This is a genomic window from Hydrogenophaga pseudoflava NBRC 102511, assembly GCF_001592285.1.
Classification (GTDB): domain Bacteria; phylum Pseudomonadota; class Gammaproteobacteria; order Burkholderiales; family Burkholderiaceae_C; genus Hydrogenophaga; species Hydrogenophaga pseudoflava.
This window is the reverse complement of sequence record NZ_BCWQ01000013.1, coordinates 1-23,627: the sequence shown is the minus strand read 5'-3', so window position 1 is coordinate 23,627 and position 23,627 is coordinate 1. Positions and strand designations below refer to the sequence as shown.

At 68.4% G+C, this 23,627-nt stretch carries 29 protein-coding genes; 20 read left to right on the top strand and 9 right to left on the bottom strand.

The features are described from left to right. Positions 1–5: 5 nt before the first annotated feature. Positions 6–743, bottom strand: a complete 738-nt coding sequence (locus tag HPS01S_RS15895) for an ABC transporter ATP-binding protein (protein WP_066158223.1) — start codon at positions 741–743, stop codon at positions 6–8. A 63-nt stretch (positions 744–806) separates the two neighbouring features. Beyond that, positions 807–1,676 (bottom strand): LysR family transcriptional regulator, encoded by an 870-nt coding sequence (locus tag HPS01S_RS15890; RefSeq protein WP_066158222.1) that lies wholly within the window; start codon positions 1,674–1,676, stop codon positions 807–809. Positions 1,677–1,765: 89 nt separating this feature from the next. On the opposite strand from HPS01S_RS15890, the gene HPS01S_RS15885 reads away from it, so the two are divergent. Together HPS01S_RS15885 and HPS01S_RS15880 are read left to right on the top strand one after the other, a co-directional pair. Next, entirely contained in the window at positions 1,766–2,488 is a 723-nt protein-coding gene (locus tag HPS01S_RS15885) for an AzlC family ABC transporter permease (RefSeq protein ID WP_066158220.1), read from the top strand. Further along, positions 2,478–2,786 carry an AzlD family protein gene (locus tag HPS01S_RS15880; RefSeq protein WP_066158218.1) on the top strand — a complete coding sequence of 103 codons (309 nt, stop codon included), beginning with the start codon at positions 2,478–2,480 and terminating at the stop codon, positions 2,784–2,786. Before HPS01S_RS15885 ends, HPS01S_RS15880 begins: the two co-directional genes overlap by 11 nt. 6 nt (positions 2,787–2,792) lie before the next feature. On the opposite strand, the gene HPS01S_RS15875 is transcribed toward HPS01S_RS15880, so the two are convergent. Both HPS01S_RS15875 and HPS01S_RS15870 read right to left on the bottom strand, forming a co-directional pair. Beyond that, a complete protein-coding gene (locus tag HPS01S_RS15875; RefSeq protein ID WP_066158217.1) occupies positions 2,793–4,775 on the bottom strand; it encodes an acyltransferase family protein in 1,983 nt (660 codons plus the stop codon). Positions 4,776–4,829: 54 nt separating this feature from the next. Beyond that, positions 4,830–5,726, bottom strand: a complete 897-nt coding sequence (locus HPS01S_RS15870) for a LysR family transcriptional regulator ArgP (protein ID WP_066158215.1) — start codon at positions 5,724–5,726, stop codon at positions 4,830–4,832. Positions 5,727–5,799: 73 nt separating this feature from the next. On the opposite strand from HPS01S_RS15870, the gene HPS01S_RS15865 reads away from it, so the two are divergent. The 3 genes from HPS01S_RS15865 to HPS01S_RS15855 are packed head-to-tail and all read left to right on the top strand — an operon-like array spanning position 5,800 to position 7,645. Beyond that, on the top strand, positions 5,800–6,444 hold the full coding sequence (locus HPS01S_RS15865; protein ID WP_174545259.1) for a LysE/ArgO family amino acid transporter: 645 nt from the start codon (positions 5,800–5,802) through the stop codon (positions 6,442–6,444). A 29-nt stretch (positions 6,445–6,473) separates the two neighbouring features. Next, positions 6,474–7,004: an FMN-binding negative transcriptional regulator gene (locus tag HPS01S_RS15860; protein ID WP_066158213.1), complete on the top strand. Its 531-nt coding sequence runs from the start codon at positions 6,474–6,476 to the stop codon at positions 7,002–7,004. Between the two features lie 5 nt (positions 7,005–7,009). Then, a complete protein-coding gene (locus HPS01S_RS15855; protein WP_066158211.1) occupies positions 7,010–7,645 on the top strand; it encodes an FMN-binding negative transcriptional regulator in 636 nt (211 codons plus the stop codon). A gap of 32 nt (positions 7,646–7,677) precedes the next feature. Here the strand turns inward: HPS01S_RS15855 and HPS01S_RS15850 are convergent, their stop codons facing one another. Beyond that, on the bottom strand, positions 7,678–8,337 hold the full coding sequence (locus HPS01S_RS15850; RefSeq protein ID WP_066158209.1) for a glutathione S-transferase family protein: 660 nt from the start codon (positions 8,335–8,337) through the stop codon (positions 7,678–7,680). Positions 8,338–8,472: 135 nt separating this feature from the next. Between HPS01S_RS15850 and HPS01S_RS15845 the strand changes: the two genes are divergently transcribed. After that, complete coding sequence (locus HPS01S_RS15845) at positions 8,473–9,366, top strand: DMT family transporter (RefSeq protein ID WP_066158457.1); 894 nt, start codon at positions 8,473–8,475, stop codon at positions 9,364–9,366. A gap of 36 nt (positions 9,367–9,402) precedes the next feature. Here HPS01S_RS15845 and HPS01S_RS15840 read toward each other — a convergent pair whose 3' ends face one another. Beyond that, positions 9,403–10,347, bottom strand: coding sequence for a LysR family transcriptional regulator (locus HPS01S_RS15840; protein ID WP_066158207.1), 945 nt, complete (start codon positions 10,345–10,347; stop codon positions 9,403–9,405). Positions 10,348–10,455: 108 nt separating this feature from the next. Here HPS01S_RS15840 and HPS01S_RS15835 point away from each other — a divergent pair, with 108 nt between their 5' ends. The 12 genes from HPS01S_RS15835 (at position 10,456) to HPS01S_RS15780 (ending at position 20,300) form a co-directional block, all read left to right on the top strand. Further along, positions 10,456–11,382 (top strand): ketopantoate reductase family protein, encoded by a 927-nt coding sequence (locus HPS01S_RS15835; RefSeq protein ID WP_066158205.1) that lies wholly within the window; start codon positions 10,456–10,458, stop codon positions 11,380–11,382. After that, positions 11,379–11,789 (top strand): VOC family protein, encoded by a 411-nt coding sequence (locus HPS01S_RS15830; protein ID WP_066158203.1) that lies wholly within the window; start codon positions 11,379–11,381, stop codon positions 11,787–11,789. Before HPS01S_RS15835 ends, HPS01S_RS15830 begins: the two co-directional genes overlap by 4 nt. Before the next feature lie 3 nt (positions 11,790–11,792). After that, positions 11,793–12,260 carry a MaoC family dehydratase gene (locus HPS01S_RS15825; protein ID WP_066158452.1) on the top strand — a complete coding sequence of 156 codons (468 nt, stop codon included), beginning with the start codon at positions 11,793–11,795 and terminating at the stop codon, positions 12,258–12,260. After that, on the top strand, positions 12,260–13,483 hold the full coding sequence (locus tag HPS01S_RS15820) for a CaiB/BaiF CoA transferase family protein (protein WP_174545258.1): 1,224 nt from the start codon (positions 12,260–12,262) through the stop codon (positions 13,481–13,483). Before HPS01S_RS15825 ends, HPS01S_RS15820 begins: the two co-directional genes overlap by 1 nt. A 9-nt stretch (positions 13,484–13,492) precedes the next feature. Further along, positions 13,493–14,314: a shikimate dehydrogenase gene (aroE, locus tag HPS01S_RS15815; protein WP_066158200.1), complete on the top strand. Its 822-nt coding sequence runs from the start codon at positions 13,493–13,495 to the stop codon at positions 14,312–14,314. 53 nt (positions 14,315–14,367) lie between these two features. Then, positions 14,368–15,051, top strand: a complete 684-nt coding sequence (locus tag HPS01S_RS15810) for a TetR/AcrR family transcriptional regulator (protein WP_066158198.1) — start codon at positions 14,368–14,370, stop codon at positions 15,049–15,051. Positions 15,052–15,142: 91 nt separating this feature from the next. Next, entirely contained in the window at positions 15,143–15,676 is a 534-nt protein-coding gene (locus HPS01S_RS15805) for a TRAP transporter small permease (protein WP_174545257.1), read from the top strand. Positions 15,677–15,697: 21 nt separating this feature from the next. After that, complete coding sequence (locus HPS01S_RS15800; protein WP_066158196.1) at positions 15,698–16,978, top strand: TRAP transporter large permease subunit; 1,281 nt, start codon at positions 15,698–15,700, stop codon at positions 16,976–16,978. A gap of 94 nt (positions 16,979–17,072) precedes the next feature. Continuing rightward, complete coding sequence (locus tag HPS01S_RS15795) at positions 17,073–18,071, top strand: TRAP transporter substrate-binding protein (RefSeq protein WP_066158194.1); 999 nt, start codon at positions 17,073–17,075, stop codon at positions 18,069–18,071. A 47-nt stretch (positions 18,072–18,118) separates the two neighbouring features. Further along, positions 18,119–18,595, top strand: coding sequence for a type II 3-dehydroquinate dehydratase (aroQ, locus tag HPS01S_RS15790; RefSeq protein WP_066158192.1), 477 nt, complete (start codon positions 18,119–18,121; stop codon positions 18,593–18,595). Beyond that, positions 18,592–19,425: a shikimate dehydrogenase family protein gene (locus HPS01S_RS15785; protein WP_066158189.1), complete on the top strand. Its 834-nt coding sequence runs from the start codon at positions 18,592–18,594 to the stop codon at positions 19,423–19,425. The genes aroQ and HPS01S_RS15785 overlap by 4 nt, the downstream gene beginning before the upstream one ends. Before the next feature lie 14 nt (positions 19,426–19,439). After that, positions 19,440–20,300 (top strand): DMT family transporter, encoded by an 861-nt coding sequence (locus HPS01S_RS15780; protein WP_066158187.1) that lies wholly within the window; start codon positions 19,440–19,442, stop codon positions 20,298–20,300. Positions 20,301–20,310: 10 nt separating this feature from the next. On the opposite strand, the gene HPS01S_RS15775 is transcribed toward HPS01S_RS15780, so the two are convergent. The 3 genes from HPS01S_RS15775 to HPS01S_RS15765 all read right to left on the bottom strand — a co-directional run bounded on the left by HPS01S_RS15775 (position 20,311) and on the right by HPS01S_RS15765 (position 22,001). Further along, entirely contained in the window at positions 20,311–20,619 is a 309-nt protein-coding gene (locus tag HPS01S_RS15775; RefSeq protein WP_066158185.1) for a hypothetical protein, read from the bottom strand. Between the two features lie 26 nt (positions 20,620–20,645). Then, positions 20,646–21,200 (bottom strand): hypothetical protein, encoded by a 555-nt coding sequence (locus tag HPS01S_RS15770; RefSeq protein WP_066158183.1) that lies wholly within the window; start codon positions 21,198–21,200, stop codon positions 20,646–20,648. A gap of 105 nt (positions 21,201–21,305) precedes the next feature. Then, positions 21,306–22,001: a class I SAM-dependent DNA methyltransferase gene (locus tag HPS01S_RS15765; protein ID WP_066158180.1), complete on the bottom strand. Its 696-nt coding sequence runs from the start codon at positions 21,999–22,001 to the stop codon at positions 21,306–21,308. Between the two features lie 71 nt (positions 22,002–22,072). Here HPS01S_RS15765 and HPS01S_RS15760 point away from each other — a divergent pair, with 71 nt between their 5' ends. Then, positions 22,073–22,945, top strand: a complete 873-nt coding sequence (locus tag HPS01S_RS15760; RefSeq protein ID WP_066158177.1) for a LysR family transcriptional regulator — start codon at positions 22,073–22,075, stop codon at positions 22,943–22,945. A gap of 303 nt (positions 22,946–23,248) precedes the next feature. Further along, the coding region (locus HPS01S_RS15755; protein WP_157576364.1) for a hypothetical protein at positions 23,249–23,627 on the top strand (379 nt) is incomplete at its 3' end.

Genomic DNA, 23,627 nt, shown 5'->3' with positions numbered 1-23,627 from the left:
AGCGCTCACCACCGCAGCGTGGACGCGGCCACCTTGTGCGGGTTCACATGGGTTTCGACGATGCGGCCGTCGGCCAGGCGCAGCACGCGGTCGGCCATGTCGGCGATCGGCGCGTTGTGGGTGATGACCACCGTGGTCGTGCCCAGCTCGCGGTTCACGCGCTCGATGGCCTGCAGCACCATGACGCCGGTGGCGCAGTCCAGCGCGCCGGTGGGCTCGTCGCACAGCAGCACGGCCGGGCGCTTGGCGATGGCCCGCGCAATGGCCACCCGCTGCTGCTCGCCGCCGGAGAGCTGCGAGACGAAGTGGTGGCGCCGCTCGGCCAGCCCCACCAGGGCCAGCGCCTCGGCCGGGTCCATCGGGTCCTCGGCCAGGTCGGTCACCAGGGCCACGTTCTCCTCGGCCGTCAGGCTGGGGATGAGGTTGTAGAACTGGAACACGAAGCCCACATGCTCGCGCCGGTAGCGCGTCAGCTCGGCATCGCCCGCGCCGATGAGCTCGTGCACCTGGCCCTCGTGCGTCCAGCTGGCCGAGCCGCTGGTGGCCGTGTCCAGCCCGCCCAGGATGTTGAGCAGCGTGGACTTGCCGCTGCCCGAGGCACCGAGCAGCACCACGAACTCGCCGCGCACGATGTCCAGATCGACGCCGCGCAGCGCGTGCACCGCCGTGTCGCCCTCGCCATAGGTCTTGGTCAGGGCTCGGGCGGTGAAGACGGAGTTTTTCCCGGAAGTGGTGACAGCCATCCCCCTATGTTCGCGCAACCTGGCCAAAGGCGCCTGACATGCGTCAAAACCGGGCACAGGCGTTCAATGCGCCCCGGCCAGCCGCAGCGTCTTCACCAGCAGGTCGTGCAGGCTGTCCACCGCCTTGTTGCCGCGCGACTCGCGGCTGCGGTAGACGCCCACCTCCATCGGGATCAGCGGGCCCAGGCCCTGCTCGGCGCCCAGCACCTGGAGGTGCGGCGGCGCGCTGCACTGCGTGAGCACGGCCACGGCCAGGCCGCTGTCCACCGCCGCGATCTGGCCCGCCAGGCTGGAGCTGTTGTAGACCACCTTGTAGCGCCGCCCCTGCTGCGCCAGCGACTGGATGGCACCGCGCCTTGCCAGACTGGCTTCCTCGTACACCGCGATCGGCAGCGGGTCGCGCCGCCACAGCTCGAACTGCGCCGAGCCGACCCAGACCATGGGCTCGTGGAACAGCAGGGTGCCGCGCCGCGCGTGGTCGCGCGAGACCAGCGCCAGGTCCAGCTCGCCACGCGCCACGCGCGGGATCAGCGATGGCGACTGCTCGCAGTGCAGCTCGATCTCGACCCCGCTGTGCTTGGGCGCGAAGCGCTTGAGCACCGGCGTGAGGTATTTCGCGGCGTAGTCGTCGGGCACGCCCAGGCGCACGCGGCCGGTCAGCTCGTCGCCGTGCAGCGCGGCCTGCGCCTCGGCCTGCAGGTCGAGCATGCGCCGGGCGTAGCCCAGCAGGGTCTGGCCGTCGGGTGTGAGCTGCAGCTTGCGCGGCCCGCGCTCCAGCAGGCGCCGGCCCGCCGCGTCCTCCAGCTTCTTGAGCTGCATGCTCACGGCCGACTGCGAGCGGTGCACCTCGCCGGCCGCGGCCGACAGCGAGCCGGCGTCGACCACCGCCACAAAGCATCTGAGCCAGTCGATCTGCAGATCCTGCGGGGTCATGGGCGGCGTCCTTGCATGCGGTTATCGAATGGAAACGATGTGAATTTTGCGCTTTTCGGGATTCATGAAACCCGGCACAGTCTCGCCCCATGACCACAACCGATGACCTCCGCTCACAAAGTGCCCTCACCCGCCGGCTGGTGTGGGCAGGCTTTCGCGAGATGCTGCCGATCGCCCTGTTCGTGCTGGTGTTTGGCGCGGCCTTCGGCCTCGCGTCCCTGCAGCAAGGACTGGACACCCCATGGGCGGTGCTGATGAGTTCGGCCGTGTTCGCCGGCGCGGCGCAGTTCGCGGTGCTGGACCTGTGGGGACCACAAGTTCCGTTGCTGCCCCTGGCGCTGACCGTGTTCGCCATCAATGCGCGCCACCTGCTGATGGGCGCCACGCTCTACCCCTGGCTGCGTCAGCTGCCGCCCGCGCGGCGCTATGGCGTGATGGCGCTGGCGTCGGATTCCAACTGGGCGCTCGCCATGCAGGCCCTGGGGCGCGGACAGCCGGGCCTGGGGCTGCTGCTGGGCGGTGGCCTGGCGCTGTGGGTGTTCTGGATCGTCGGCACCGTGCTGGGCACGCAGGTGGGCAGCCTGATCGCCGACGCGCGGCGCTGGGGCCTGGACATGGTGATGGGCTGCTTCCTGCTCGCCATGGTGGTGGGTGGCGAGAAGAACCTGCGCATGCTGCTGATCTGGGTGATGGCGGCCGGTGCCTCGCTCGCGGCCTGGCGCTGGCTGCCGGAGAACAGCCATGTGGTGACGGGCACGCTGGCCGGCGGCCTGCTGGGTCTGCTGTGGAAGGAAGAGAGTGATGAGCGTTGAATCCACGGGCTGGGGCCCGCTGCTGATCGTCGCCGTGATGGCGCTGGTGACCCTGGCCACCCGCTGGGGCGGTGTGTTCGTCATGTCCCTGGTGCCCATCGGCCCGCGCGTGCGCCGGTTCATCGCGGCCATGTCGGGTTCGGTGCTGGTGGCCGTGCTGGCGCCGCTGGCCGCGCAGGGCGACCTGGGCGCCCGCGCGGCACTGGCCACCACCGCGGTGGTGATGCTGGTGCTCAAGAAGCCGCTGCCGGCGATTGCGGCCGGGATTGTGGCGGCGGCCCTGTTCAGGCAGTTCTGAGCGCGCTCAGGGCTTGAGGATCAGCGGCGCGATCTGCTCGACGTAGTACTTCACCGCGGGCAGCGTCAGGTGCCCGTAGTCGTAGCTCAGGGGTTCGGCGGAGCCGGGCTCCATGCGCGTGAGGCAGCCCTGGCGGTTGCAGAAGTAGTCCATGCCGGAGATGAACTCGATGCCCATGGCCTTGGCGCGCTGGCGCATCTCGGCCGTGGCGGCCTTGACGTGCGGGTCCAGGTACTCGTCGCCCAGGCGCAGCGGGATGCGCTGCTGCTCGCGCCACACCTTCAGCAGCAGCTTGGGCAGGTCTTCGCGCCAGTAGGGCACGGCGCCGAGCAGCACGATGCGCTTGACGCCGGCCTTCTTGAGTTCGGCCACGGTGGGCTCCAGGCCCGAGGTGTCCTTGTAGCGCCCCTTGACCTTGCCCTCGTGCCACCACGCATAGAGCACCACGATGTCCGGCTTGGTCTCGCGGATGACGCGGATGGTGTCGTCGTTCAGGCTCTTGCACAGCGGGCGCGGGTCGATGCCCAGGATGGGCGGGCAGATGGCCGCGGTGCGCTCGCCCAGGCCGAAGCTGTACCTGCCGCTGTCCTGCAGGGCCTTGAAGCCCGGGTAGAGCGAGCCGGCGTGCGAGTCGCCCCAGAGGAAGACCAGCGGGCGCTTCTGCTCGACGCAGAAGGGTTTGTAGTGGCTCGCCGGCAGCTTGTAGTCGAGCATGCAGTCGCCGTCGCGCCAGCCTTCGATGATGGCGGGCCGGCCGCCCTTGGACGAGAGCGTCTTGAGCAGGGCCTGGATCTGTTCGGGCGTGCCGTCCTGCCCCGGCTGGTTGGCCGCCAGGCGCTGCAGCCGCTCGGGCTGGCCGTCCTGCTTGTAGATGGTGAAGCCGGTCAGGCCCGTCATCGCCACCCCGGCACTCAGCGCCACGGTGGTGAAGCGCCACTGGCGCCAGTGGCCGAAGCGGATCGGCGTTTCCACCAGCCGGTAGGTCAGCCAGGCCAGCAGCACAGCCAGCAGCACCCAGCCGACCTGGTGCAGCGCCGGAGGCACGCCGCCGTTTTCGATGTGCGGGTAAGCCAGCAGCGGCCAGTGCCAGAGGTAGAGCGGGTAGCTGATCAGACCGATCCAGACCATGGGCTTGCTCGACAGCACGTAGCGGTTGAACCAGCCGCGCGGGCCGGCGGCGATCATCAGGCAGGTGGCCAGGGTGGCGGCAAAGGCCCAGCCGCCGGGGAAGCGGCGTTCGGGGTCGAGCTTGACCATGACGGCGGCCATCAGCACCACACCGGCGGTGGAGAGCCATTGCACCCGGGCCCCGGCATGCTGCACCTTGGTGCCCGGTGCGGGGCGGCTGGCGGCCAGGAAGGCGCCCATCATCATTTCCCAGAAGCGCCCCAGCGGGTTGTAGAAGGCCGGGTTCGGATCGTCGAGGCGCACCAGCCAGAGGTTGAACGCCAGCGAGGCCAGCAGCAGGGCTGCGATCCAGATCCGCTTGGGTTGGCCCACGCGGTGCAGCACCACCAGCACCAGCGGCCAGAACATGTAGAACTGCTCCTCGATGGCCAGCGACCACAGGTGCAGCAGCGGCTTTTCGACCGCCGAGGCGTCGAAGTAGCCGGCCTCCTGCCAGAACGCAAAGTTGGACACGAAGAAGCTGCCCGCCAGCGCGTGCTTGCCCACCGCCTTGTATTCCAGCGGCGAGAGCACGAACCAGCCGTAGGCCAGCGTGGACGCCAGCACCAGGAACAGGGCCGGGAAGATGCGCTTGACGCGCCGCGCGTAGAAGTCCGCGAAGCTGAAGCGGTTGCGGGCCAGGTTGTCCAGGATGATCGAGCTGATGAGGTAGCCCGAGATCACGAAGAAGATGTCCACACCGACGAAGCCGCCCGGGAACAGCTCGGGAAACGCGTGGTGGATCACGACGGCAGAAACGGCGATGGCACGCAGGCCATCGATGTCGGAGCGGTAGTTGTCTGCGTGTGGCAGGTGGGACATGTAACAGGGTCAGGGAACAACAGGGGGCGCAGCATCCTAACAAAGGACGCCGGCTCACCCGGGCCGCAGGGCCTCCCGCGCGGCGGCCACCATCCGCCGGGTCAGCCCGTCGAGCAGGCCGGATGCCGCCCGCGCCGTCTGCCAGTACAGCGGCACATCCAGCGGCGTGCCTGGCACCAGTTCCACCAGCGAGCCCTCGGCCAGCTGCGGTGCAACCATGCCCTGCGGGAACATGCCCCAGCCCATACCGGCCAGCGCGGCGGTGACGAAGGCGTGCGACGAGGGCAACGTGTGGCGCGGCAGTTCCACATGGCGGTGGCACAGGCGCCGCACCCAGCTGGCCTGCAGTTCGTCCTTGGTGTTGAACAGCAGGCTGGGCGCCTGGGCCAGGCTGCCTGCGCCCACCCCCTGCGCAAAGTGCTGTGCCACGAACGCCGGGCTGGCGGCGGCCAGGTAGCGCATCACGCCCAGCGGCTGGCTGTTGCAGCCGGTGGCCGGCCGCGCGGTGCCGGTGACGGCGGCCACCACGGCGCCCGTGCGCAGCCATTCGGCCGTGTGGTCCTGGTCGTCCACGCTCAGCTCCATCAGCACCGGCGCCTCGGCGGCGAAGGCGGCCAGCGCGGGCGCGAACCAGGTGGCCAGGCTGTCGGCGTTGACGGCCACCGGCAGATGGACCCGCGCCCCACCCTCGGGCGCGATGGCGGGCAGCGCGTCGGTCAGCTCCGCCTCCAGCAGGCGCACGCGGTCCATGTGCTGGCACATGCGGCGGCCGGTGTCGGTGGGCCGGCAGGGCTGGCCGCGCACCACCAGGGCGCAGCCCACCCGCTCCTCCAGCAGGCGGATGCGCTGCGAGATCGCCGAGGGCGTGACGTGCAGCGCGCGCGCCGCGCGATCGAAGCTGCCCTCGCGCACCACAGCGGCCAGGGCGTTGAGGGCGGCGTAATCGAGCATGGATTCAGTTTCTCTAAAGCAGATGAAGGAAAGACAGTTTGTCTTCATCCACCAGCACTGGCAAGCTCGGCCCATGTTGTCCACGTCTTTCGCCCAGGCGCTGCCCGTGTTCGTGCAGGGCCTGCTGCTCTGCTTCAGTCTCATCGTCGCCATCGGCGCGCAGAACGCCTTCGTCCTGCGCCAGGGGCTGCGGCGCGAGCATGTGGTGCCGGTGGTGCTGTTCTGCGCCCTGGCCGACGCGGTGCTGATCAGCGCCGGTGTGCTGGGCATGGCCCAGGCGTTGGGACGGCACCCGGCGTTTGCGCAGGCCATGGCGCTGGCGGGCGCCCTCTTTCTGGCCTGGTACGGCTGGCAGGCGCTGCAGCGGGCCCGGCACGCCAGCCAGCTGCAGGCGACCGACGGCGGCCCGGGCCTGAGTCGTGGCGCCGCGATGGCCCAGGTGGCGGCGTTCACCCTGCTCAACCCGCATGTCTACCTGGACACGGTGATGCTGATGGGCAGCATCGGCGCCCAGCAGCCGGCCGGCCTGCGCGGCTGGTTCATCGCCGGCTCCAGCCTCGCCAGCCTGGTCTGGTTCTGCGGCCTGGGCTTCGGCGCGCGCTGGCTGGCGCCGCTGTTTGCAAAACCCCGCGCCTGGCAGGTGCTGGACGGCCTGATCGGCCTGACCATGTGGGCGCTGTCGGTGCTGCTGCTGCGGCACGCGCTGCAGGGCAGCTGAGCCCGGCCGGCACCGCCCTCTATCTATATATGTACGTCCCCCCGCACCACCGCTTCGACGACCGCGCCGCGCAGCTCGACCTCATCGACGCGCACCCGCTGGGCACCTGGGTCTGCCTGGGCGCGGACGGCCTGACCGCCAGCCACCGGCCCTTCGTGCTGGACCGCACGCGCGGCAACCACGGCACACTGAGCGTCCGGATCGATCCGGACGACGCCGGGGGGCGCGCGGTGCAGGCCGGTGCCCCCTCGCTGGTCGTGTTTCATGGACCGCAGGCCTACATCTCCCCCGGCTGGTACCCCGGCAAGGCGGAACACGGCCGCGTGGTGCCCACCTGGAACTACGTGGTGGTCCATGCCCATGGCGCCGTGCGGTGGACCGCCGATGGTGCGGGCATCGAGATCGCCATCCAGCGCCTGGAAGGCAAGCTCAAGGCCAGCCAGGACGAAGCGCGCGCCGACCGCGAAGGCACCGTCGTGGGCCTCACCGCCTCGGGCTCCGAGGCCGCACGCACAATGGCTGCACTGGTGCAGCACGCACTGAACACATCGCCCCACTGACCACCATGTACCTGCCCACCGCATTTGAAGAACAACGCCCGGAAGCCCTGCACGCACTCATGCAGGCGCACCCGCTGGGCACCCTGGTCACGCACGGCCCCGACGGGCTGGACGCGAACCACATTCCCTTCGAACTCGACACCGCCGTCGGACCACACGGGCTGCTGCGTGCCCACGTGGCGCGCGCCAACCCGGTGTGGCAGCAGGCGGCCGACACCGAGGTGCTGGTGGTCTTCCGGGCCGCCGACGGGTACATCTCGCCCAACTGGTACCCGAGCAAGCCCGAGCACCACAGGCATGTGCCGACCTGGAACTACGCGGTGGTGCACGCGCACGGCGTGCTGCGCGTGCGCGACGACGAGCGCTTCCTGCGCGGGCTGGTGGCGCGGCTGACGCGAGAGCACGAGGCGCGCTCGCAGCAGCAGAAGCCCTGGAAGATGGGTGACGCGCCCACCGACTACATCGACGGCCTGCTCAAGGCCATCGTCGGCCTGGAGATAGAAGTCACCCGGCTGGTGGGCAAGTACAAGCTCGGCCAGAACCGAGAGGAGCGCGACCGCCTCGGCGCCGCGGCGGGCCTGGAGGGCCTGGGGAACGTGGAGGCCGCGAAGGCCATGCGCGAGGCAGGAACCCCTTCCTGATCCGCCAGCACCATGCGCGCCGCGGCTGAGGCTCAGTCCCTGTCCGGCGCGCCCAGCGGAAAGAGCGACCTGTAAGGCCGCGCTTCGTCCACCGCGCGGGCGAACGACGGGCGTGCCAGCAGGCGCGCGCGGTAGGCGCGCAGCAACGGGTGCGCCTCGGCGATCGGGTGCACCCAGTCGGCGTAGAACAGCGACGGTGCGGCGGCGCAGTCGGCCAGCGTGAACGCATCCCCCGCGGCCCAGGTCTTGCCGGCCAGGTGCCCTTCGAGCCAGGCATAGGCCCGCTCCAGCCGTTCGCTGGCGATGGCCCGCCCCTCTTCAACCGTCATCGGGTAGCGCTGCAGCGCGGTGTCCACCGCCAGCTGCACCGCGCTCATCACGTACAGATCGAAATACCGGTCGAGAAAGCGCACGTCCAGCGCGGCCATCGGGTCGGCGGGCAGCAGGCGCACGGGGCCGGGGTGGACCAGCTGCAGGTATTCGATGATCAGGCTGGTCTCGACGATCTGGCGTTCTCCGTCCAGCAGCAGCGGGAACCGGGCGATCGGCCAGCGCCGCAACCAGTCGACCGTGTGCTCAGGTGTGTCGGGCCCGATGCAGCGAAATTCAAACGCTGTGCCGTTCTCGTACAGGGCGACGAGCGCTTTCTGTGTGTACGAAGAGAAGGGGTGACCGTAGAGGACGAGCGGCATGGTGTGACCTGCGAAGGACGACCGTCGGTGGACTGGCCTGCGCCGCCACTGTAGCGGAGCGGGCGCGACGCACACCTGTTCACCCTGTCGGTCACAGGACAGCCCGGCGAAGTGTTCAGCCCCACAATCGGCGCGGTGAAAACACGCCACTTCGCGCAGCTCGTCGCACTCTCGGCCCTCTGGGGCGCCTCCTTCATGTTCATCCGCATGGCCGCGCCGGTCATGGGGCCCTGGGTGCTGGCCGCCGGCCGGGTCGGCCTGGCTGCCCTCACCCTGGTGCTGCTGATGTCGGTGCTGCGCCACGCCTGGCCCTGGAAGGAGTGGCGCATGCTGGCAGTGATGGCGCTGCTGTCCGTCGCGGCGCCGTTCATGCTCTACGCCTGGGCCGGCCTGTACCTGCCGGCGGGCTACAGCGCGCTGCTCAACACCACGGCCGTGCTGTTCGGCACGCTGTCCTCGGCCTGGTTCAAGGAAGACACGCTGACCGCCCGCAAGCTGCTGGGCTGCCTGATCGGCTTCATCGGGGTCGGCCTGATCGTGCGGCTGGGCCCGGTGCCGCTGGACGGCACCACCCTGGTCGCGGCCCTGGCCTGCGTCTGCGCCGCCGCCTGCTACGGCCTGGCCACGCCGGTGATGAAGCGCGCCACCGCGCGCATGCAGCCGCTGTCCATCGCGGCGGGCATCCACGTGATGGCCCTGCTGCTGGTGCTGCCGGGCGCGGCCTGGCAGTGGCCGGAGGCCCGCTTCACCGGCGCCACGCTGGCGGCCACCGCGGTGCTGGGCATCGTCACCTCGGGCCTGGCCTACTGGGCGCACCTGCGCATCATCCGCAACGTGACGCCGGTGGCGGCCATGAGCCCGGTGTTCATGATCCCGGTGTTCGGCGTTGCGTGGGGCCACCTGTTTTTGGGCGAGGCGCTGTCGCCGGGCATCTTTGCCGGCGGTGCGCTGGTGCTGGTGGCCTCGGCGCTGGTGACCGGGTTCAACCCGCTGCGCCGCATCTTCGGCGTCACCGACCCGGCCCCCTGAGCGGCCCCACGGGATCGGCGCACCGAAGGGCCTGCCTCACCGTGGCACCTCCGTGTCGTGGGCCGACATCACCCGGGTGGTGTCCATGAACAGCTCGGCACACACCCCGCGCAACCAGCGGTTGGCCGGGTCGTGCTGAAAGCGGGCGTGCCAGTGCTGCTTGACCACAAAGGTGGGGATCGGCACCGGACAAGGCAGCACCTGCAGCCCCGCCGACCGGGCCAGGGTTTCGCCGATGTGGCGGGGCAGCGTCGCCAGCAGGTCGGTGGTGGACAGGATGGCCGACAGGCCCAGAAAACCCGGCAGCTTCAGGCTGACCTGCCGCTCCACGCCCCGCTCGGCCATGGCTTTTTCCAGCAGCAGCTGACCGGTGCCGGAGACGATGCCCACATGGGCCTCGCGCCGGTACTGCGCCAGCGTGAGGCGCCCCTGGAGGCGCGGGTGCCGGGCGTTGACCAGGCACACCCAGTCCTGGATGAAGAGCGCCTGCTGGAAGAAGCCCGCGTCCAGCCGGGGGATGAGCCCCAGCGCCAGATCGGCCTCGCCCGACTCCAGCGCCTGCGCGATGCCCGGGTGGATGGCGGCCGCCTCCAGCTGCACCTGCGGCGCAAGCGCACGCACATGGCTGAACAGGCGCGGCAGCAGGGTGATATGGCTCGCGTCCGTCATGAAGATGCGAAAAGCGCGCCGGGCCGTCGCGGGGTCGAAGCTCGCCTGCGCCTCGGACAGGCGGCGCAGCCCGTCGAGCACCTCGCGCACGGTGCCGATCAGCGCCTCGGTGCGCGGCGTGGGCTGCATGCCCTGCGGCGTGCGCACAAACAGCGGGTCGCCCAGCTGCTCGCGCAGGCGGCCCAGCCCGATGCTGATGGTGGGCTGGCTCTGGCCCAGCAACTCGGCGGTGCGGGTCACGCTGCGGGTGCTGTGCAGCGTGTCCAGCAGGCGCAGCAGCCGCAGGTCGATCAGCGGAATGTCCGGGTTCATGAGGCCTCTTGCGTATTGATGAATGCAATGAAGTGTATTGAATCCATTCGATAGACGACATAGAAGCAGACACCCAGAATCCGCCCCATTCCACAACGGAGACGGACAGTGAAGATCGCGGTTCTGGGCGCAGGCGCCCTGGGTTGTGCCATCGGCGGCACGCTGGCACAGGCCGGCAACAGCGTGGTGCTGATCAACCGCCATCCGGCCCAGGTGGACGCCATCAACACCCGCGGTCTGCTCATGCGCACGCCCGATGGCGAGCAGGTGGTCCGCACCGTCACCGCCGCCACCAGCGCCGCGGGACTGGCCCCGGTGGATCTGGTGATCGTGCTCGTCAAGTCCTTCCACACCGAGGCCGCCATGTCGGCTGCCACCGCTCTGGTCGGTCCACAGACCACGGTGCTCTCGCTGCAGAACGGCCTGGGCCATGAAGACGTGCTGGCGGCCATCGTGGGTCGCGAGCACGTGCTGGCCGGCAAGACCTACGTGGGCGGCGTAATGCTGGCGCCGGGCCACATCATCAGCGGCACCGCTGGCAAGGAGACCCTGATCGGCGAGCTCGACGGCACGGTCAGCGAACGCGCGCAGCGCATCGCGGCCACCTTCAACGCCGCCGGCCTGACCACCACGGTGAGCGACAACATCGTCGGCACCATGTGGGACAAGCTGCTGATCAACGTGTCCACCGGCGCGGTCAGCGGCATCACGCGCCTGCCCTACGGCCCGCTCTACGCGATCCCCGAGATCGAGGCCACCGCCGTGGCCGCGGTGCAGGAAGCCATGGACGTGGCCGCCGCCAGCGGCGTGACGCTCAGCTTCACCGACCCGCGCGAGGCCTGGCGCAAAGCCAGCGCCGGACTGCCGGCCGACTTCAAGACCTCGATGCTGCAGAGCCTGGAAAAAGGCTCGGTCACCGAGATCGACTTCATCAACGGCGCCGTGGTGCGCTGGGGCCAGCGCTGCGGCGTGCCCACCCCCGTCAACCAGACCCTGGTCGCCTGCATCAAGGGCATCGAAAGGACATTGGCATGAGCACCCCCTTCTCTCCGCCGACCCGCGCCTACGTCGAACACGTGGCCGTGCGCGTCCGGGACATCCACTGGCACATCCGCTTCTTCTACGAGGTGCTGGGCATGGACGTGCGCGAGATCGACGGCCCGACCGACGACCCGCGCCAGTACTGGACGCTGGGCGGCCTGCAGCTGATGGCCACGCCCGATTTCGAAGCACCACCGAGCAACGACGCCGGCTGGCTGGCCCATCTGGGCGTGATGGTGGACGACCTGGAGGCGGCTCTGAAGGCCGCCGAACCCTGGGGTGTGAAGGCCCTGCCGCAAGGGCGCAACTGGCTGCAGCTGCCCGATGGCCTGGCGGTCGAGCTGATCCAGGCCGCGCCCGGCAGCGTGGCCGCGGCCCTGGCTGTCCAACCCCGGGGCTGAACCATGACCACACCCACCACACCCGAAAAGTACTGGGACGATGCCCGCGAAGGCGACGAGTGCATCAGCCCGACCTACACCGTCACCAAGGAACGCATCCTGGCCTATGCCGACCTCACCGGCGACCACACGCCGGTGCACGTGGACGAGGCCTACGCCAACGCCAGCCACTTCGGCTGCATCGTCGCGCACGGCCTGTTCGGCCTGTCCATCGCCGACGGCCTGAAGACGCAGAGCGAGTACCGCTTCCTGCCCGGCATGTCGCTGGGCTGGACCTGGGACTTCCTGCTGCCGATCAAGGTCAACGACGTGCTGCACGTGAAGTTCCGCGTCAGCGGCCTGCGCGCCAGCAAGAGCCGTCCGGGCTGGGGCATCGTGGTGCTGCCCAGCGAACTCATCAACCAGCACGGCCAGGTGGTCCAGAAGGGCGAACACCGCCTGATGATTCCGCGCCGCCTGGGAGCCTTCTGATGCAAGCCCTGCCCCTCACCGGCATCCGCGTCATCGACTACAGCCACTTCCTGGCGGGCCCCTACGTGGGCCGCTGCCTGGCGGCCCTGGGTGCCGAGGTGATCAAGGTCGAACGACCCGGCAGCGGCGACGCCGGCCGCCAGCACGCCCACATCATCGACGACCAGCAAAGCGGCTACTTCCTGCAGCTCAACATGGGCAAGCAGGGGGTGAGCGTGAACATGAAGGACCCGCGCGGCAAGGCCTTCATGCAGCAGCTGTGCGACAGCGCCGACGTGTTCATAGAGAACTACCGCCCCGGCGCGCTGGACAAGCTCGGCCTGGGTTATGCCGAACTCTCGGCCCGCAACCCGAAGCTGGTGTATTGCTCGATCTCGGCCTACGGCCACACCGGGCCCGATGCGCACCGCGCCGGCTTCGGCCTGATCGCCGAGGCCAAGAGCGGCATCATGCAGATGGTGGGCACCCCGGGCGAGGCGCCGCCGCTGCTGCGCATCTCGCTGGGCGACATGTACACCGGCATCCACGCGGTGGCCGCCATCAACGCCGCCCTGCTCGGCCGCGTGAGCAGCGGCAAGGGCCAGCACATCGACATGGCGCTCTACGACACGCTGGTGTCCATGCACGAGTACGCGGTGCAGTGCTACACGCTCTCGGGCGGCACGGTGCTGCCGCAGCAGACCGGGCACGACATGCCGACCTCCACGCTGTATGGCGTGTTCCGCGCGCAGGACGGCGACCTCGTGATCGCGGCGCAGGTGGACGATGCCTGGAAACGTTTCGCTGCGCTGGTGGAACAGCACGGCGGGCCGGCCGGCTTCGGCGCCGATGCGCGCTTTCACGACGCCAGCGGACGCAACGCGCACCGCCTGGAGATCCTGACCGTGGTCAAACCCTGGGTGGCGGCGCGCACCGTGGCCGAGGTGCTGGCCCTGCTCGACGGCATCGACGTGCCTTCGGCCAAGGTGCAGCGCATCGACGAGGTGCTGGCCGATCCGCAGATCCAGGCGCGCGGCATGGTGCTGGAGCAGCAGCACCCGCGCTACGGCACGCTGCGCCTGCCCAACCTGCCGTTCCGCTTCTCGGACTGCGACACCAGCGCCCCCATGCAGCGCGTGGCGCCCGACCTGGGCCAGCACAACGCCGAGGTGGCCCGCTCGCTGGGCTACAGCGATGCCGACATCGCCACGCTGCAGACAGACGGCGTGCTCTTCTCTAAATAAGGAGACCCCATGTCAGACGCCTACGCCGTCATCGGCAACCCCATCGGCCACACCAAGTCGCCGCTGATCCACGGCCTGTTCGCCGAGGCCACCGGGCAGGACATGGTCTACACCGCCATCGAAGGGCGCATCGGCCAGTTCGCGGCCGACATGGACGCCTTCCGTTCTACCGGCGGACGGGGCATGAACGTCACCGCCCCATTCAAGCTCGACGCCTTTGCCTGCGCCACCGAACACTCGCCGCGCGCGCAGATGGCCGGCGCGGTGAATGCGCTCAGGTTCGACGGCGAGCGGGTGATCGCCGAGAACTTCGATGGCGTGGGCCTTGCGCGCGACGTCGTGCACAACCTGGGCCACCCGCTGAAAGGCAAACGCGTGCTGGTGCTGGGCGCGGGCGGTGCGGCCCGTGGGGCCCTGCTGCCTTTTCTGGCCGAAGGGCCAGCCGGACTGGTGATCGCCAACCGCACCGTGTCCACAGCCGAAGCGCTGGCAGAGGCGGCGAGCGCACACGGCCGGGTGGTGGCCTGTGGCTACAGCGACCTCGAAGGCCTGGAATTCGACCTGGTGTTCAACGCCACCTCGGCCAGCCTGCGCGGCGAGCTGCCGCCGGTGCCGGCCACGGTGTTCGCACCGGGCGCGCTGGCCTACGACCTCGCCTATGGCAAAGGTCTCACGCCCTTCCTGCGCCTGGCACAGCAGGCCGGCACGAAGCAGCTGGCCGACGGCGTCGGCATGCTGGTGGAGCAGGCCGCCGAGGCCTTCGCCTGGTGGCGTGGCGTGCGCCCCGACACGCGCGCCGTCATCGACCTGCTGACCGTGCCGCTGGTCTGACCGGAACACACACCGAAGTCACCAGATGAGCCACCTGACCCTATACTGCCGGAATGAACGAACCAGTACATTCCCGGAGGCAGGTGGTTCGCGGCAAGGCCCACGAGGCCAAGGCCACCACCCGCACCAACGACCCCGAACGCACCATGGCCAACATCCTGGAGGTGGCCATGAACGAGTTCGCCGAGAAGGGACTGGCGGGCGCGCGCATCGATCAGATCGCCGACGAGACGCACACCTCCAAGCGCATGATCTATTACTACTTCCAGAGCAAGGAAGGCCTGTACCTGGCCGCCCTGGAAGAGGCCTACCGGCGGGTGCGCACCACCGAGAGCGAGCTCAATCTCGACGACCTCGACCCCGAATCCGCGCTGCGCCGGCTGGTCGAGTTCACCTTCGACCACCACGCGGGCAACGAGCCCTACATCCGCATGGTCATGTCGGAAAACATCAACCGCGGCCAGTTCCTGGCCCAGAGCAAGAGCATCCAGGCGCTCAACCTCAAGGCCATCTCGGCCATCGAGAAGCTCTACGCCCGCGGCGTCGAGCAGGGCATCTTCCGCCCCGGACTGGACCCGGTCGACATCCACGCCTCGATCTCCGCGCTGTCGTTCTTCAACGTCTCCAACCGCCACACCTTCGGCCTGATCTTCAAGCGCGACTTCACCTCGCCCACGATCGCCACGCACCGCCGCGCGTCGATCGTCGAGATGGTCACGCGCTTCGTCAAAAAGTAAGCCACTGCGGTCGGGGGTTTAGGGAAACTCCTGATATCTGAAAAACTAACCAGTTCGTACATTACGAACCTCAACGATTCGGAGACACCCCTTGGTCCAGAAACTCATCAACGGCTACTGCCGGCTGCTGGCCGTGCTCATGGTCCTGTCGCTCGCGGCGATGGTGGTCATGGTGTTCGGCAACGTGGTCATGCGCTACGGCTTCAACTCCGGCATCACCCTCTCGGAAGAGCTTTCGCGCTGGCTGTTCGTGTGGATGACCTTCCTGGGTGCCGTGGTCGCCATCAACGAGCGCGGCCACCTGGGCACCGACTCGCTGATCTCGCGCCTGCCGGTGGCCGGGCAGAAGTTCTGCCTGGGCCTGTCGCTGCTGCTGATGCTGTTCATCTGCTGGCTGGTCTTCAAGGGCTCGCTGGAGCAGACCAAGATCAACTGGGAGTCCACCAGCGCCGTCATGGAAACCTCCATGGGCTACTTCTACGCCAGCGGCGTGGTCTTCGCCGTGCTGGCCGCCCCCATCCTGCTGCTGAACCTGGTGCGCCTGCTCACCGGCCAGATGGCGGACAGCGAGCTGATCGGCATCCGCGAGTCCGACGACATGCCGCACGGCGACCCGCACCCCTGATCAGCGCCAGGAGACCTTCCCATGACCATTGCGATCTTCCTGAGCTCCCTCATCGCCGCCATGATGATCGGCGTGCCGATCTCGTTCTCGCTGCTGCTGTGCGGCGCCGCGCTGATGTGGCACCTGAACATGTTCGACGCGCAGATCCTGGCGCAGAACCTGATCGAAGGCTCCAACAGCTTTCCCCTGCTGGCCGTGCCTTTCTTCATGCTGGCCGGCGAGATCATGAACGCCGGGGGCCTGTCCAAGCGCATCGTGGCCTTCGCCATGGCGCTGGTGGGCCATGTGCGCGGTGGCCTGGGCTACGTGGCCATCATGGCCGCGGTCATCATGGCCTCGCTCTCGGGCTCGGCCGTGGCCGACGCCGCGGCGCTGGCCGCCCTGCTCCTGCCCATGATGCACACCGCCGGCCACGACAAGGCCCGTTCGGCCGGCCTGCTGTCCGCAGCCTCGATCATCGCGCCCGTCATCCCGCCCTCGATCGGCTTCGTGATCTTCGGCGTGGCCGCCAACGTGTCCATCTCCAAGCTGTTCATGGCCGGCATCGTGCCGGGGGTGCTGCTGGGCGCGGCGCTGTGCCTGACCTGGTGGTGGGTGGCGCGCAAGGAGAACGTCAAGCCGCCGGCCCGCAAGACCCGCGCCGAGGTCTTCAGGTCCCTGCGCGACGCGCTCTGGGCGCTGGGCCTGCCGGTCATCGTGGTGGTGGGCCTGAAGTTCGGCGTGTTCACGCCGACCGAAGCCGCCGTGGTGGCCGCCGTGTACGCGCTGGCGATCTCGCTGCTGGTCTACCGTGAACTCAGGATCAGCCAGCTCTACGGCCTGTTCCTGGCCGCCGCCAAGACCACCGCAGTCATCATGTTCCTGGTGGCCGGTGCCATGGTCTCGGCCTGGCTGATCACCGTGGCCCAGCTGCCGGCCCAGCTGGTGGACCTGCTGCAGCCCCTGCTGGACAGCCCCACCCTGCTGATGTTCGCGATCATGATTCTGGTGATCATCGTCGGCACGGCCATGGACATGACGCCCACCATCCTGATCCTCACCCCGGTGCTGATGCCCATCGTCAAGGCCGCCGGCATCGACCCGGTCTACTTCGGCGTGCTGTTCGTGATGAACAACGCCATCGGCCTGATCACCCCGCCCGTGGGCACGGTGCTCAACACCGTGGCCGGCGTGGGCAAGATCAGCATGGACGATGTGACCCGCGGCGTCTGGCCTTTCATGATCGCCCAGTTCGCGCTGATGTTCCTGATGGTGCTGTTCCCCCAGATCGTGCTGGTGCCGCTGGGCTGGTTCTACGGCTGACCGCTTCTGTTTTCCACACCCTTGCCCGGAACGGGCACGCCAAGGCAAGGGGCTTTTTCGTCTGCGTCCCATCCCTGATCGCTGGAGACAACACATGAAACGCCTGTTCATCAAGACCCTCGTCGCCACCGCCGCCCTGGCCACCGTCGGCATCGCCGCCGCCCAGGACAAGGTGATCAAGTTCGCCAACCAGAACGCCGCGGGCCACCCCATCGTCCAGGGCATGGAGAAGTTCGCCGAGATCGTGGCAGCCAAATCCGGCGGCAAGATCAAGGTCAACGTGTTCCCCGGCGGCCAGCTGGGCAGCGACCAGGCCAACGTCTCGGCCCTGCAGGGCGGCACCCTGGAGATGGCCTCGATGAACTCGGGCATCTTCGCCAGCCAGGTCAAGGAATTCGCGGCCTTCGACCTGCCCTTCATGTTCGCCAACGGCAAGGAAGCCGACGCCGTGGTGGACGGCCCCTTCGGCCAGAAGATGCACGCCAAGCTGGAAGAGAAGGGCCTGGTCGGTCTGGGCTACTACGAGCTGGGCTTCCGCAACATCACCAACAGCAAGCGCGCCATCACCAAGGTGGAAGACATCGCCGGCCTGAAGCTGCGCGTGATCCCCAACCCGATCAACGTGGACTGGGTCAAGGCCCTGGACGCCAACCCCACGCCCCTGCCGTGGCCCGAGGTGTACGCCGCGCTGGAGCAGAAGGCCGTGGACGGCCAGGAGAACCCGGTCGCCACCATCTACGGTGCCAAGCTGTATGAGGTGCAGAAGTACATGACCCTGACCAACCACCAGTACAACCCGCAGTCGGTGGTGATCAGCAAGAAGTTCTGGGACACCCTGTCGGCCGACGAGAAGAAGATCATCGGCGACGCCGTGACCGAGTCCGCCAAATTCCAGCGCCAGCAGGCCCGCGCCTCGGTGGCCAGCACGCTGGAGAACCTGAAGAAGGCCGGCATGACGGTCTCCGAACTGGCCCCCGGTGAACAGGTCAAGCTGGTGGAGAAGATGAAGCCCGTGATCACCAAGCACGCCGGCGCCGTGGGCGAAGCCACCGTGTCGGAACTGCTGGCCGAACTCGCAAAAGCACGCAAGTAAGCCCCCTGCGCCGCGCCTTCGGGCGCGTCGCCCCCTCAAGGAACGCCATGAAAAAAATCCTCATCCTCAACGGCCCCAACCTCAACCTGCTGGGCACGCGCGAGCCCGCCCAGTACGGCTACACCACACTGGCCGATGTGGAGGCCTTCTGCAAGGCCCATGGCGCGCAGATCGGCTACGAGGTGGAGTGCTTCCAGAGCAACTGGGAAGGCGCGCTGCTGGACAAGATCCACGAGTACGGCCGGCTGTACAAGGCCGGCGAGGTGCTGGGCGTGGTCATCAACCCCGGCGCCCTCACCCACACCTCGATCGCCCTGCACGACGCCATCAAGGGCGTGGAGCCGATGCCGGTGATCGAGTGCCACATCTCCAACGTGCATGCGCGCGAGGAATTCCGCCACCACTCCTGGGTCTCGCCCGCCGCCGCCGGCATCGTGATCGGCTTCGGCGTGGACGGCTACCTGATCGCCATGGACGGCCTGGTGCGCAAGTTCGTGAACTCGGCCGCCACGAAGAAACCATGATCAACGGCCGCACCGAACTCATCGCCCACATCGGCTACCCGACGCACACGTTCAAGTCGCCGATGATCTACAACCCGTTCTTCGAGAAGCACGGGATCAACGCGGTGGTGGTGCCCTTCGGCTGCAAGCCCGAGGACTACCCGGCCTTCCTCAAGAGCGTGTTCACGCTCACCAACATCCGCGGCGCGCTCATCACCATGCCGCACAAGGTGGTCACCGTCGGCCTGCTGGACGAGGTCACCCCCACCGTGAAGGTGGCCGGCGCCTGCAACGCCGTCAAGCGCCTGCCCGACGGCCGCCTGGTGGGCGACCAGTTCGACGGCGCCGGTTTCGTGCGCGGCGTGCTGCGCAAGGGCCTCAAGCTCGCCGGTGCGCGCGTGCTGGTGGTGGGCAGTGGCGGCGTGGGCTGCGCCATCGCCGCCTCGCTGGCCGGCGCGGGCATCGCCCACATCAGCCTCTACGACGTGAACACCGCCTCGGCCGAGGCCCTGGGCCAGCGCATCCGGGACAACTACCCCGCCATCGACGTCAAGACCGGCAGCAACGACCCGGCCGGCTTCGACCTGGTCGTCAACGCCACGCCCATGGGCATGAACGAGGGCGACCCGCTGCCGCTGGATGTCTCGCGCCTGGATGCCAGCACCTTCGTCGGCGAGGTGGTGATGCGCACCGAGATGACCGCCTTCCTCACCGCCGCCGCGGCCAGAGGCTGCAAGGTGCAAGTGGGTTCCGACATGCTGTTCGAGATGATCCCGGCCTATCTGGAATACTTCGGCTTCGCCACCACGACCGCCGAAGAACTGCGCACCGTGGCCCGCCTGAGCTACTGACCCGCAGCCCCTCCTTGCCAGACCCCCACTACCCCCACCCCGGCCGCGGCATTGCCCTGGCCGTCCTCGCCACCGCCTGCTTCGCCCTGCTCGACACCACCAGCCAGTACGTGGGCGGCGTGGTGCCGGTGATGATGGCCGTCTGGCTGCGCTTCGTGGTGCAGGCCGGCATGACCGCCGCCATGCTCTACCCGAGCCAGGGCCGCTCGCTCTTCGTCACCCGGGCGCCGTGGTGGCAGCTGCTGCGCGGCGCGCTCATGGTCACCTCGGGCACCGTGGCCTACATCAGCCTGCAGCACGTGCCGGTGGGCGAGTTCACCGCCATCCTCATGCTGGTGCCCCTGGTCATCACCCTGCTGGCTGCGGTGCTGCTGCGCGAACATGTCAGCGCACTGACCTGGCTGCTGGTGGCCGGTGGGCTGACGGGCGCGCTCATCGTCGTGCGCCCCAAGGGCTCGGACCTGAACATCGGCATGTTCCTGCCGCTGCTGCTGGTGGTCATCAATGCGCTCTACCAGATCGTCACCAGCAAGATGGTGAAGACCGAAGACCCCGGCACCATGCATTTCTACACCGGGCTCACCGGCCTGGTGTTCGGCACGGTGGCCCTGCCCTGGACCTGGGCGCCGATGCAGGACCCGATGCTCTGGCTGCTGGTGGGCCTGATCGGCGTGTTCGGCTCGCTGGGCCACTACTTCATGATCAAGGGCTACCAGAAGGCGCCGGCCTCGCGCATCACGCCCTACATGTACACGCAGATCGCCTTCGCCACGCTGGCCGGCTGGGTGGTGTTCGGCTACGCGCCCGATGTGTGGACGGTGCTGGGCATCGCGCTGATCGCGGTGTGCGGCGTGCTGGGCGTGCGGGCGCGCTGAGAGCGCCGCCTCAGCGCGAAATCTTGCGCTCCACCTCGGCCACCCGGCCCGCGTGGAAGCGGATGACGGTCAGGGTCTGCGGGTCGCGGGGATGGGGGAAGTAGGTCCAGGACTTCTCTTCGGGCTGGCCCCGCACGGCGCGGTGCACGGCCTCGTGGTCGGGCGGGCCGATCTTCAGCACCACCTCGCCCTCGCCCATGCCCTGGCGGATGAACTTGCGCTCGGCGGCGTCGGGCTCTGCCGACACGGCGGACGTGCTGGCCAGGAACAGCAAGGCCGCAGCCAGCGGCAGCAGGGCGCGGCGGGTCACAGGTTCCATCAGAGGCTCCAGAGGGTTGGCAAGGTTCATCGGACAAAACAGTTGTCGGCAGGCACGGCGGCCAGGCTGGCGGACACCGCCGACAGTGTGGGCTGGATGCTCGGGATCTCGTCGCCCAGCAGGCACAGCAGCGGCGGCGAACGCAGCGCCCAGATGGCGCCGTGGCGCGTGCCGATGACGGTGCGGTACAGGCCCCAGTGCGCGGCCAGGCCGCCACCCGCCTCGGAGCGGTCAAAGCTCAGCGTGCCCAGCTTGGACGGGCCGGTCAGGCGCCCGCCACCGGCGCAGTCGTTGCCGCCGAAGGTGAACACGCCTTCGTAGTAATCCAGCGTGTTGGCCCCGGTGACGCGGGCGCGCAGCATCTTCCTGTACGACTGGCCGCCGGCCTTCGCGCAGCCCTTCTGCACCCAGTCGCCGGCCAGGGCTTCGAGCGACGCCGACGGCGTGGCCCCGCCGCTGCCACCGTCCGGCGTGTCGTCGCCCCCACCGCCGCCGCAGGCCGACAGGGCCAGGGCGAAAAGCAGCGCCACGGTGGTGGCAGGACGGCGTGCGAAGCCGGACAGCGGACGGATGCGTGGCATGAAGAAACTCCTGAGTCGCTTGAAAAAAAGGACGAACGCGCCCCGGCCGGGCGAACGACGCCCCGCCTGGGCTGAAACCCGGGTCGCTGGTGAAGGGGAAAAAACTCAGCCCGGCTTGCGGGCCACGATGAAGACGCGGATGTCTTTGCCCTTGGTGCCGTGGCGCTCGACCGCCTCGATCACCAGGCCCTGGCGGACCATAGCGGCCTGCAGCGTGTCTGCATCGAACAGCAGCACGTGGGGCGCCTTGCCGATGGCCTGCATCACCGGAATCGCCAGCCAGCGGATCAGCGGGTTCATCTCGGCCACACAGGCGGTCTTGGAAATCAGCAGGCCGCCCGGCCGCAGCGCCTGCACCGCCGAGGCCAGCGCGCCGTCGAGGTCGCTCACCAGGTGCAGCAGGTTGAAGGCCAGCACCGCGTGGTAGTCGCCGGGGCCGGCCGCGGGGGCGTCGGCGTCGGCCAGCGCGAACGCCAGCTGCGGCAGCGGCTCGGCCGCCAGCTTCTCGCGGGCGATGCCGATCATGCCGGCCGACACGTCGGTGGCCAGCAGCCGCCGCGTGAACGGCGCCAGCCGCAGCGCGGTGCTGCCGGTGCCGCAGCCGATCTCCAGCACGTTCATCTCGGCCGTCAGCAGGCCCTGCACCCGCCGCAGCGTGGCCTCGTAACCCGGCATGTCGGCAATCGGGTCGGCCGCGTACTTGCGCGCGATGCGGTCCCAGAAACGGGCCTTGCGGGACACCACGTCGCTGCTCTGCGGCGGGCTTGGGGTGTCGAGAGAGGGGGTGGTGGACAGCGGCATGGGTGGCATCCTATCCATGCACAAGCCGCAGAGGAACTGCGGTAAATTGCAGCGGACATATACATAAACGCATGAACAACCTCGACTGGAACCAGCTCAAGGCCTTTCTGGAAACCGCCGAAACCGGCTCGCTGTCGGCCGCCGCGCGCAAGCTGGGCCTGACCCAGCCCACGCTCAGCCGCCAGGTGGCCGCGATCGAGCAGCGCATGGGCGTGACCCTGTTCGAGCGGGTGGGCAAAAGCATGGTGCTCACCACCACCGGCATGGACCTGCTGGAGCACGCACGCGCCATGGGCGCGGCCGCCGAGGCGCTGGGCCTGGCCGCCACCGGCCGCTCGCAGGCGGTGGGCGGCGTGGTCTCGGTCACGGCCAGCGACGCGGTCGCCGCCTACCTGCTGCCGCCGCTGGTGAAGCAACTGCGCGAACAGGAACCGGGCATCGCCATCGAGTTGATTCCGTCCAACGCGCTGAGCGACCTGCTGCGCCGCGAGGCCGACATCGCCATCCGCCACGTCAAGCCCGAGCAGCCCGAACTGATCGCCCGCTTCATCCGCGAGGCCACGGCGCATTTCTATGCGTCGGAAGACTGGGTGAAGACCCACGGCCACCCGCGCAGCGCCGAAGACGCCGCCCACCTGCCCTTCGTGGGCTCCGACCGCCAGGGCCGTTACCTGGGCTACCTGCGCATGCACGGCCTGCCGGTGAACGAAAGCAACTTCAGCTGCTACGTCGACCACACCGTGGCGCACTGGGCGCTGGTGCAAAAAGGCCTGGGCATCGGCGCGATGATGGAAGAGATCGCCCGCGACACACCGGGCGTGGTCCGCGTGCTCGACGATGTGCCGCCGATCCGCTTCCCGGTCTGGCTGGTGACGCACCGGGAGTTGCGGACTTCGAGACGGATCCGGGTGGTGTTTGAGGCGTTGGCGGAGGGATTGGGGTGAGGTGTGGGAGGTGGGTTTCGACCCGGAGGCGTCATTCGCAACAGGGCGAAAGGCTGGCGGCCCTTTCATCGTCTGTAGCCGGCAGGTCCCGTGGCACAAGTTGGCGATACGCCGCTAGACTGCCTCGCGATGGCGACCGTGGAGTGCCGGAGTTGCCGATTCTGTTATACCTGTTCATGCATACAGATTTGTGCTGTACTGAATTGATTTCAAAGAACTTTTGGAGGTGTCATGCGACTTTGTTTAACGACTGCGTCCAATGTTATCCGCCGTTTTGCGGGATATATCTAAGTTAGGCATCGTATGAGTCCCGTCGAGCGCGTCATTCAACTTGCCAAAGCGGCCGAAGCAAAGCTCAGCGTCTCCTTCGATGCGCCCGATGTTTTGCCATTCGCCACGGAAGCCCTGGAGACAATTGGTTCACACCCAGAACTACGAGCTGAGTTTGAGCAAGCCTTTCTTGAGATGCCAGCCTACGCTCCTACCGAGTTCGTAGAAGTTTGCATGCACGCCCTGCGCTGGGAGACGATCAAAGCAGAATACGAGCGTAGGTGTCGCTCTGCAGTGGAGCGCAATGACTGGCGCACAGAGCCCGTATATCGGCACTATCTGGAAGCATTCGAAGACGACTGGGAAGACGCAGATGACTTTTACGCCTCCTACTTCCGTAGCGCACGCGATG

Excerpts from the sequence above, each read along its gene's own strand:
- HPS01S_RS15895 (WP_066158223.1), bottom strand. The coding sequence starts at position 743 with ATGGCTGTCACCACTTCCGGGAAAAACTCCGTCTTCACCGCCCGAGCC.
- HPS01S_RS15890 (WP_066158222.1), bottom strand. The coding sequence starts at position 1,676 with ATGACCCCGCAGGATCTGCAGATCGACTGGCTCAGATGCTTTGTGGCG.
- HPS01S_RS15885 (WP_066158220.1), top strand. The coding sequence starts at position 1,766 with ATGACCACAACCGATGACCTCCGCTCACAAAGTGCCCTCACCCGCCGG.
- HPS01S_RS15880 (WP_066158218.1), top strand. The coding sequence starts at position 2,478 with ATGAGCGTTGAATCCACGGGCTGGGGCCCGCTGCTGATCGTCGCCGTG.
- HPS01S_RS15875 (WP_066158217.1), bottom strand. The coding sequence starts at position 4,775 with ATGTCCCACCTGCCACACGCAGACAACTACCGCTCCGACATCGATGGC.
- HPS01S_RS15870 (WP_066158215.1), bottom strand. The coding sequence starts at position 5,726 with ATGCTCGATTACGCCGCCCTCAACGCCCTGGCCGCTGTGGTGCGCGAG.
- HPS01S_RS15865 (WP_174545259.1), top strand. The coding sequence starts at position 5,800 with ATGTTGTCCACGTCTTTCGCCCAGGCGCTGCCCGTGTTCGTGCAGGGC.
- HPS01S_RS15860 (WP_066158213.1), top strand. The coding sequence starts at position 6,474 with ATGTACGTCCCCCCGCACCACCGCTTCGACGACCGCGCCGCGCAGCTC.
- HPS01S_RS15855 (WP_066158211.1), top strand. The coding sequence starts at position 7,010 with ATGTACCTGCCCACCGCATTTGAAGAACAACGCCCGGAAGCCCTGCAC.
- HPS01S_RS15850 (WP_066158209.1), bottom strand. The coding sequence starts at position 8,337 with ATGCCGCTCGTCCTCTACGGTCACCCCTTCTCTTCGTACACACAGAAA.
- HPS01S_RS15840 (WP_066158207.1), bottom strand. The coding sequence starts at position 10,347 with ATGAACCCGGACATTCCGCTGATCGACCTGCGGCTGCTGCGCCTGCTG.
- HPS01S_RS15830 (WP_066158203.1), top strand. The coding sequence starts at position 11,379 with ATGAGCACCCCCTTCTCTCCGCCGACCCGCGCCTACGTCGAACACGTG.
- HPS01S_RS15825 (WP_066158452.1), top strand. The coding sequence starts at position 11,793 with ATGACCACACCCACCACACCCGAAAAGTACTGGGACGATGCCCGCGAA.
- HPS01S_RS15820 (WP_174545258.1), top strand. The coding sequence starts at position 12,260 with ATGCAAGCCCTGCCCCTCACCGGCATCCGCGTCATCGACTACAGCCAC.
- aroE (WP_066158200.1), top strand. The coding sequence starts at position 13,493 with ATGTCAGACGCCTACGCCGTCATCGGCAACCCCATCGGCCACACCAAG.
- HPS01S_RS15810 (WP_066158198.1), top strand. The coding sequence starts at position 14,368 with ATGAACGAACCAGTACATTCCCGGAGGCAGGTGGTTCGCGGCAAGGCC.
- HPS01S_RS15800 (WP_066158196.1), top strand. The coding sequence starts at position 15,698 with ATGACCATTGCGATCTTCCTGAGCTCCCTCATCGCCGCCATGATGATC.
- HPS01S_RS15795 (WP_066158194.1), top strand. The coding sequence starts at position 17,073 with ATGAAACGCCTGTTCATCAAGACCCTCGTCGCCACCGCCGCCCTGGCC.
- aroQ (WP_066158192.1), top strand. The coding sequence starts at position 18,119 with ATGAAAAAAATCCTCATCCTCAACGGCCCCAACCTCAACCTGCTGGGC.
- HPS01S_RS15785 (WP_066158189.1), top strand. The coding sequence starts at position 18,592 with ATGATCAACGGCCGCACCGAACTCATCGCCCACATCGGCTACCCGACG.
- HPS01S_RS15775 (WP_066158185.1), bottom strand. The coding sequence starts at position 20,619 with ATGGAACCTGTGACCCGCCGCGCCCTGCTGCCGCTGGCTGCGGCCTTG.
- HPS01S_RS15770 (WP_066158183.1), bottom strand. The coding sequence starts at position 21,200 with ATGCCACGCATCCGTCCGCTGTCCGGCTTCGCACGCCGTCCTGCCACC.
- HPS01S_RS15765 (WP_066158180.1), bottom strand. The coding sequence starts at position 22,001 with ATGCCGCTGTCCACCACCCCCTCTCTCGACACCCCAAGCCCGCCGCAG.
- HPS01S_RS15760 (WP_066158177.1), top strand. The coding sequence starts at position 22,073 with ATGAACAACCTCGACTGGAACCAGCTCAAGGCCTTTCTGGAAACCGCC.